The sequence below is a fragment of the Pseudomonas sp. NBRC 111127 genome, from assembly GCF_001320345.1.
Classification (GTDB): Bacteria; Pseudomonadota; Gammaproteobacteria; order Pseudomonadales; family Pseudomonadaceae; genus Aquipseudomonas; species Aquipseudomonas juntendi.
The window spans coordinates 46,098-53,298 of sequence record NZ_BCBD01000014.1 but is presented as its reverse complement, the minus strand read 5'-3'; the positions used below and the strand labels follow the sequence as shown (position 1 = coordinate 53,298).

The window sequence follows — 7,201 nt, the reverse complement described above, 5'->3', positions numbered from 1 at the left end:
ATTACGCCAACCGCACCCGGCCCTGCCTGCAGTACCAGATCAAGCGCTGCAAAGGGCCGTGCACCGACTTGGTAAGCGCCCAGGAATATGCCGAGGACGTGCGCCATTCGGTGATGTTTCTGGAAGGGCGCAGCCAGCAGTTGGGCAATGAGTTGAATGCAGAAATGGAGAAAGCCGCCATGGCACTCGATTTCGAAAAAGCCGCCGAACTGCGCGACCAGATCAGCCTGCTGCGCCGCGTGCAGGACCAGCAGTACATCGAAGGTGGCACGGGTGATGTCGATGTCATCGCTGCCTTCGTCAACCCGGGTGGCGCCTGCGTGCACCTGATCAGCGTGCGCGGTGGGCGGGTACTGGGCAGCAAGAACTTCTTCCCACAGGTGGGCATCGAGGAAGACCTGGCCGAGGTCATGGCCGCCTTTCTTTCCCAGTACTACCTGGGCAATGCAGAGCGCGAACTGCCAGGCGAGTTGATCGTCAACGTTGTGCACGAAGACTTCGCCGCCATTACCGAGGCCCTGCACACGTTGCGTGGGCGCGAGCTGACCATCAGCCATCGGGTAAGGGGCACCCGGGCCCGCTGGCAGCAACTGGCCGTGACCAACGCCGAGCAGGCGCTCAACGCTCGGCTGGCCAACCGTCAGCACATGGCGGCCCGCTTCGAGGCCCTGGCCGAGGTCCTGGGCCTGGACGAAGTGCCGCAGCGCCTGGAGTGCTACGACATCAGTCACTCCAGTGGCGAAGCCACCGTAGCCAGCTGCGTGGTGTTCGGCCCCGAGGGGCCGATCAAGTCCGACTACCGCCGCTTCAATATCGAAGGCATCACCGCTGGCGACGATTACGCCGCCATGCACCAGGCCCTGACCCGCCGCTATGGGCGCATCAAGGACGGCGAGGGCAAACTGCCCGACGTGCTGCTGGTGGACGGTGGCAAAGGCCAGCTGAACATGGCCCGCGATGTGATGCAGGAGCTGGGTTTCAGCGAACTGACCCTGCTGGGTGTCGCCAAGGGCGTCACGCGCAAGGCCGGTTTCGAAACCCTGTACCTGAACGACGTGCACCATGAATTCACCCTCAAGGGCGATTCTGCGGCCTTGCACCTGATCCAGCAGATCCGTGACGAAGCACACCGCTTTGCCATCACCGGCCATCGCGCCCGGCGTGGCAAGGCGCGGCGGATGTCCAGCCTGGAAGATGTTGCCGGGGTAGGGCCAAAGCGCCGCCGCGACCTGCTGAAACATTTCGGCGGCCTGCAGGAGCTCAACCGCGCCAGTATCGATGAAATTGCCAAAGCGCCCGGCATCAGCAAAAAGCTTGCCGAATCAATTTATGCCAGCCTGCATAGCGAGTAGAATGCCGGCTCAACTTGCGGCCAGTCGTACCGATGAATATTCCAAACTTGCTCACCGTTCTACGCGTCCTGCTCATCCCGTGCTTCATTCTGCTGTTCTACATGCCGTACCAGTGGAGTTACATGGCCGCCAGCAGCGTGTTCGCGGTTGCCGCTGCCACCGACTGGCTGGACGGCTACCTAGCGCGTCGCCTGCAGCAAAGCACGCCGTTCGGTGCCTTCCTCGACCCGGTGGCCGACAAGCTGATGGTGGCGGTGGCCCTGGTGCTGCTGGTACAGACTCACGCGAATTTCTGGCTCACCCTGCCGGCGGCGGTGATCATCGGCCGTGAAATCGTGGTTTCGGCACTGCGCGAGTGGATGGCCGAGCTGGGCGCGCGGGCGCACGTGGCCGTGTCCAACCTGGGCAAGTGGAAAACGGCAGCGCAGATGCTGGCGCTGGTGATCCTGCTGGGCAACCCGCCAGCGGTGACCTTCTGGGTGATCCTCGGCTATGCACTGCTGTTGGTGGCGGCGGGGCTCACACTGTGGTCGATGGCGCACTATCTGCTGGCGGCCTGGCCGCACCTGCGCGAAGGTTCGGAGCAGAAGTAAAAGTTTTTTTGAATCAAGGGGTTGACGCGGTTTTTGAAATCGCTAGAATGGCACCCATCACGACGCGGGAATAGCTCAGTTGGTAGAGCACGACCTTGCCAAGGTCGGGGTCGCGAGTTCGAGTCTCGTTTCCCGCTCCAAATATGGATTTACAGGTTTCAATTGAGGTCTGTAAATCATCGAAAATAGACGCTTAGGCGTCTTTTTTCGTTTCTGTCAGCCACGAAATTCCAAGTCCATTTTCAATTACAGCGATTTCGTTGAGCTGGGTTAAAGGCCGGCCCATGTTCGCGTTCAGCCAGTCTTGCCTCCCGGGCGGCTGCCAGGTACAGGCGCTCACCCAGCCACATGACCCACGCGGCTTTTTCGTAATGCTCGGTGATCGACAGCCTGACATGAGGGCGCAGCAGCGTCAGGCTGCTGCGGCCGCTACCGTCGTGCAGCGGCTGGATCCAGCCGTAACGCAGGCCCAGAGCATAGGCCGTCGCCCATGAGCCGGCGGCAGACTGGAATGCGTTTTCGCTCCACATCACGGGCATGTTCGAGTACTGGCGAGTGTCTGGCCGCAAGTCCAGTGCTGCCTGGACCAATTGCGTGCCCTGTGGCGGAAGGTTGCCTGCGCTGAGCTGATGGTTCTGGCTGCTGTAGGTGAAGCTGTAGAAGGGGAACGCCAGTTCTGCAGCGAGGGTAGGCAGTTGCTCGAGCAGCGCTGGCAGGTCTTGCAGGCGCTGCCAGTCCGCTGCTGTTCGGTTAATCATCGCACCTCCGTTCAAGGCAGCCCCGACGTGATCTGGAGGTGTCGTATCCAGGACGAAACTAACCGTACAACGAGTATGAGCGTTAAATCCTACTCAATTGGTCAACTGTAGCGCCACCGCCGCGATCAAGCAAAGCGCCAGAATGTTGAACAGGGCACATAACGCTGAGACCGCGCAGAGGCGGTTTTTGCCTCGGAGTGTTTTGATCGGTGCCAGCGGCTTCCTCCTGCAAGCGGATGAACTGGCTGCCTTTGTGGAAGACACGGCTCACGCGCCAATGATTCTGGGCCAATTGAAACGCTGGCTGTACAACGTTGCGGAGCGTGCGATCGAGCCATTTGTCATCGGGCGCAGGGCACGGCTGTTCATCGCTGTGCCCAAGGCCGCCAAGGTCAACGGCCAGGAGCTCTATGCGGCTACACTACGTACCTGAGCGCCTGCCTTATGCGTCGTTGGTCGCTGACTATGCCCTTCTGCCTGGAACTGGATTACGTCCTGGCCGATACGCGGGATGGCCACCGCTCCCCAATTGCCACCGGCCCAACCCTGGGATACCCGCTCCCAGCAAGAGCTGAGTTTGTTGTTTGTTGCTTTCCCGGTCCTAGGGGAAGCTGACCATGACCCGGCCCCATTCATCGCAATAGATCTCCTCACCAGGCGGCCCGAGGACGGTCGCCATGTGCGGGCCGTCCACACGGGGCTTTTCGAGCGGATGGGGGGCACCACTCGGTTTTGGCGGGAACAAGTTGGGCGGTTTGCTCATAGCGCCTGCCTTAATGGACGCCAGGTTCCTGAGCACTGCAGGGTGCCCCGGCTCAGTCCGCGGGCCGCGAGGACGTTAAGCAGAAATCCCCTACAACTTATCCGGTTTCTTCTGGCATCAATGCGGGGTAGCCGCTATCCGCAAGGCTCGATGGATAAAGCGCGCCAAGGGCGTGCCAGGTTCGTACGTGGCCTAGAGCAGATGTGTCGATACGTTAACCGCCTCACCGGCCAGAGGCCGCAGCACGATGTCTTCGATATCGTGCGCCTTCAATTGGGCCGTACAGCTCAGTCCCACGGCATATCCACCGGCCACCAAAGAAATCAACATCTCCTGGCTGCTAGCCTGGGCCGCCACGGTGAGTAATGTGCCCCCCGGCCAGCAGCGGATGACGAAGTGGGAGGGGGCGACCAGCTCAGTCTGCCACAGCGTTTCGCTGGAAAGGCCGTGGGGTTTGCCGGGACCGCAGGCAAAACCGACATCAAACAGGTTGTGCTACAGGCCGTTGAGTTGTTCGGCCACGTGTTGCGAGTGAACCGGCAGCGGCTGCCAAAGTGGCACTGCGCGCCTGATCGACCAGGCTGAAAATCTGCGGGGCAGATTCAGCAAGCGCCTGGCCTGCCGGAGTCAGATTTGTCCCGATACCGGCGCCGCGTTCGAACAAGGCGACCCCCAGATCGTGTTCCAGGTCGCGAATGGTGCGAGAGAGCGGGGATTGTGCGATGTGCAAACGCTCGGGGCGCGAGTGAAATGGCGTTCTTCGGCGACGGCGAGGAAGCACTTTAAGTGGCGCAAGTTCATCGCTCACCTCCAGTAAGGGGGTGCCATAGGAGAAGATGGCAACCGCGTGGAGGAGCTTTGTGGGAGCAGTTGCTTAGAGGGGCATTGAAAGACGGCTTGACTACGAACATGTTGCTCCGGCTGCGATCAGTGCAGGCGGACGGATGCCTGCGGCACAGAGCATGGCATCTCTATATGAGGCTTCTCGACGTGGCAGGTGGCGAGTTCTGGCCAGGGTTGGTATCCCCACACAGGAATAAAATAAGAATGCGACTATACTTTCACTGCCGGAGAGTCGCATGGACCAATTTTACTACAGGAGTAGTGGAGTTCTGCTTCGATGGCCTAGTGAGTCAGTCCATCGAAATTGACTCTCAGCTCTCTTTCCGCTGCCGCGCTTTATATAAACTGAGTTTAATAAGTCTTGGTCATCGGTGATGGGGCAGATCTGTTTCGTTGGCTGTATGTGGGTTTGATTCAGCACAGGTGGTAATCCCCTGTGCTGATGCTGCTGTCATTTGCACGGTTTGAAATCTTATGATGCCACTGAGTGATTTCGGGTGGTTTCACATAAATATATTTGCTGAGTAAAGGGGGCTATTTAATCAGCTTGTCCAGGTCTGTATTGGAGAAGGGTAGTCTCGGTGTGTCGAAATTACGTAGGATTAGCAGGTGAGGATCGAGCTTTAATCTACTGAGATTTTGCAGGGTGGGTTTTCCTCCGGCCACTAAAGCAGGTTCGAAGCCATAAATCTCATCTGGAGCGAGCGGGCCGTATTTCTTGATTGCACGCTCGAATAATGGCTTGCCGTTTGAGTCTGTATTATCATAGTCTTCTGGTTCGCTAGTGCCGAATAGCGATTGGATCGTGAGGTTTTGAGCTTCTAGCTCTTTAGCTTTCAGTCGATTTTTTAATGCGAGTATTTCATTGTGGTTGCAGATGATTGAGGCGCTGTGTCCGGTTTTTTCGCCGCATAAGTAAAGATTTCCAAATGCGCTTCTAGCAATGACATGAAATTTATCGAGGGATTCTATCGGTGTATCCTTGAGCCAGGCATTTTTAATGTGCTCGTAATTATCGGGGTTGACGGTCCAAAAAAGTCCATTTGCATATCCTGCCCATCCTTCATCTTTCCAGTATTGGATTAATGCAGGTGGAAGTATGCTCTTCCATTTGTCAAGGCTAGCTTCTGGTACGCAGGTTCGCTGAGTCGCTTCTCCAAAACACTCTATGAATTCAGCGAAATCTAAATCACGCATTAATTATTTCCTCTTTTTATCTGGAGGGCAAATGGTTAATTCTACATTCATCATGTCTTTACCATCGCCCCGCTTAATGGCTCTTTCTGCTGCGCGTTCGAGGGTCTCAATTCTTTCCCTATGTCGCCAGCTTCCACCAATAGCGCTGTTTACACGTTTGTCTCCTAATCCGGTAGGGTCGGGTTTGGCCCAGCCTCCCGCGATCATATCAGGCTCGTGGAGCGCTGTTAGCTTTTCCATGATTGCGCCGCTCTCTGCTTTGGCCTCGGCTTTCGCAACTTTAGGGGCTACGCCCTTGTTTCTTTTGGTTTTGGTATATGCTTTTCTCTATTTCTTTACGCCTGTCACGCCGGTAGTCACGCTGCGCTTTTTCTGCCAGAGGATTTCGGCCGGAATCTCCAGTTTTCCGCTTGGTTTCCTCGAACATTCTCCTTGCTCCAGAGAATTCTTTGGCCGACATGTTGTTGATTGCATCCTCCTGCCGCTTGAGCTGGAGAGCATAGTCTTTGAGATAGCCTTTTTTCTGTCTCGCTCATTTTTTTGTAGGCGTCAGACTGTCGAGGGTCGAAGCACTCTGGTTTTTTCTTTTGCAGCTTCTTCGGTCGTACTTTTGCGCCTGACGTTTGTCTGCGTGCGGCTGCTTCCTTAGCTCGCTTCTGCGCTGCTTCTGTTGCTGTTCGCTCAACAACTTCCTTGGATGTCTTGACGGATGTCTCTGCCACTGCCTTGGCGCCATGTCTACCTATTTTTCCTGCTGTTCCAAGGTATCCAGCAAAAGGAACTGCCGATAGCAGAGACAGGGCTGCTCCCGCATAGTCTCCACGTGCGAGGCTGATGCCCGCATTAGCGACATCAGCTATTTCGCCAACGACTGGAATCAGACCTACGATATCTAACCCTAGCTGAAGCCCATCCAGTATTTCATCGCCTGTAATGCCTTCTGCCGGTGTTTCGCTTTCTATCTCGGGGTTGGAGTACTCCGCAGCATCGCCGATGGCGCTCGTTTCACCGATCACTCTACCCAATGTGTTGCGATTCGGCGTGGTAGTCGAGCCGCTGTTTTTTGATGAAGCATAGAGTTGAGTGTAGGTCGGTATGTCCTTCAAGTCAGCCAATTCCTTGTGGAACGCTTCCTGACGGAGGGCCTCATACTCCTCTTCACTCAGTGCCAGGGATTTGCTCCATTCGTCGGTGTCACTGGCAAAGTCGATCAGCACATTGCCGGAGCCATCGGTTTGCACATACATCCTGTCGGGACCGCTTGGTAGCTTCCGTAACTGTACTTCGTGCACCTGGACGACAAGCGTTTCCAGTTGAGTTGGTTGAACATTCATGGCATCAACTCCCATTCATCCAGAATAGGTCCCCATGTCGAATCAGATGACAACCTTCCGCACGCACGGAACTACTGTGCTCCAACGGGTGGCATTTGCCTTCGACGGTACCGCTCTTGACGCCTTTGGCTTGGCCAGCGGCGTCACCGATGGTCTTGGGAGTGAAACTGCGCTTGTAGACAACCACCGGATGGCCATTAGCGCGCACGCTTTTCGCCACACCGGTGCTGGTATTCAGCTCTGCCGTGACCGGATAGGGCACGGGTGGAACGCTGCTGCCCATCGGTGTTTTGCAAACGTCTGGCGCGATGCTGATGACCGTCCATTTAGTCTGCTGCCGGGCCATTACGGTATCGGCCAT

Annotated in this window: 8 protein-coding genes, 1 tRNA gene and 2 pseudogenes; 4 read left to right on the top strand and 7 right to left on the bottom strand. The window is 56.7% G+C overall.

The window, feature by feature from the left end; genetic code table 11:
- The 3 genes from uvrC to APH30_RS04785 all read left to right on the top strand — a co-directional run.
- On the top strand, nucleotides 1–1,352 hold a 1,352-nt coding region (gene uvrC / locus APH30_RS04795; RefSeq protein WP_054911818.1), incomplete at its 5' end, for an excinuclease ABC subunit UvrC.
- Nucleotides 1,353–1,384: 32 nt separating this feature from the next.
- Nucleotides 1,385–1,945, top strand: a complete 561-nt coding sequence (pgsA, locus tag APH30_RS04790; protein WP_029885978.1) for a CDP-diacylglycerol--glycerol-3-phosphate 3-phosphatidyltransferase — start codon at nucleotides 1,385–1,387, stop codon at nucleotides 1,943–1,945.
- A gap of 64 nt (nucleotides 1,946–2,009) precedes the next feature.
- Nucleotides 2,010–2,085: transfer RNA gene (locus APH30_RS04785), tRNA-Gly, on the top strand.
- A 102-nt stretch (nucleotides 2,086–2,187) separates the two neighbouring features.
- Here APH30_RS04785 and APH30_RS04780 read toward each other — a convergent pair.
- The gene (locus tag APH30_RS04780; RefSeq protein ID WP_054911817.1) at nucleotides 2,188–2,703 is read right to left on the bottom strand and encodes an autoinducer binding domain-containing protein; all 516 of its coding nucleotides are present in this window, start codon (nucleotides 2,701–2,703) and stop codon (nucleotides 2,188–2,190) included.
- A gap of 187 nt (nucleotides 2,704–2,890) precedes the next feature.
- Between APH30_RS04780 and APH30_RS29840 the strand changes: the two genes are divergently transcribed.
- Complete coding sequence (locus APH30_RS29840) at nucleotides 2,891–3,136, top strand: hypothetical protein (protein WP_371262775.1); 246 nt, start codon at nucleotides 2,891–2,893, stop codon at nucleotides 3,134–3,136.
- Between the two features lie 20 nt (nucleotides 3,137–3,156).
- Here APH30_RS29840 and APH30_RS29420 read toward each other — a convergent pair.
- The 6 genes and pseudogenes from APH30_RS29420 to APH30_RS04770 form a co-directional block, all read right to left on the bottom strand.
- Nucleotides 3,157–3,476, bottom strand: a pseudogene (locus tag APH30_RS29420) (type VI secretion system tip protein VgrG); the annotation flags it as partial.
- A 471-nt stretch (nucleotides 3,477–3,947) separates the two neighbouring features.
- On the bottom strand, nucleotides 3,948–4,247 hold the full coding sequence (locus tag APH30_RS29785; protein WP_305728792.1) for a LysR family transcriptional regulator: 300 nt from the start codon (nucleotides 4,245–4,247) through the stop codon (nucleotides 3,948–3,950).
- 596 nt (nucleotides 4,248–4,843) lie between these two features.
- Entirely contained in the window at nucleotides 4,844–5,506 is a 663-nt protein-coding gene (locus APH30_RS27515; RefSeq protein WP_082416109.1) for a GAD-like domain-containing protein, read from the bottom strand.
- Nucleotides 5,507–5,509: 3 nt separating this feature from the next.
- Nucleotides 5,510–5,800, bottom strand: a pseudogene (locus tag APH30_RS27510) (polymorphic toxin type 15 domain-containing protein); the annotation flags it as partial.
- Complete coding sequence (locus APH30_RS29835; RefSeq protein WP_371262774.1) at nucleotides 5,787–5,966, bottom strand: hypothetical protein; 180 nt, start codon at nucleotides 5,964–5,966, stop codon at nucleotides 5,787–5,789. The pseudogene APH30_RS27510 and the gene APH30_RS29835, both read right to left, overlap by 14 nt.
- Nucleotides 5,967–6,844: 878 nt before the next feature.
- Complete coding sequence (locus APH30_RS04770; RefSeq protein ID WP_054911815.1) at nucleotides 6,845–7,201, bottom strand: DUF4150 domain-containing protein; 357 nt, start codon at nucleotides 7,199–7,201, stop codon at nucleotides 6,845–6,847.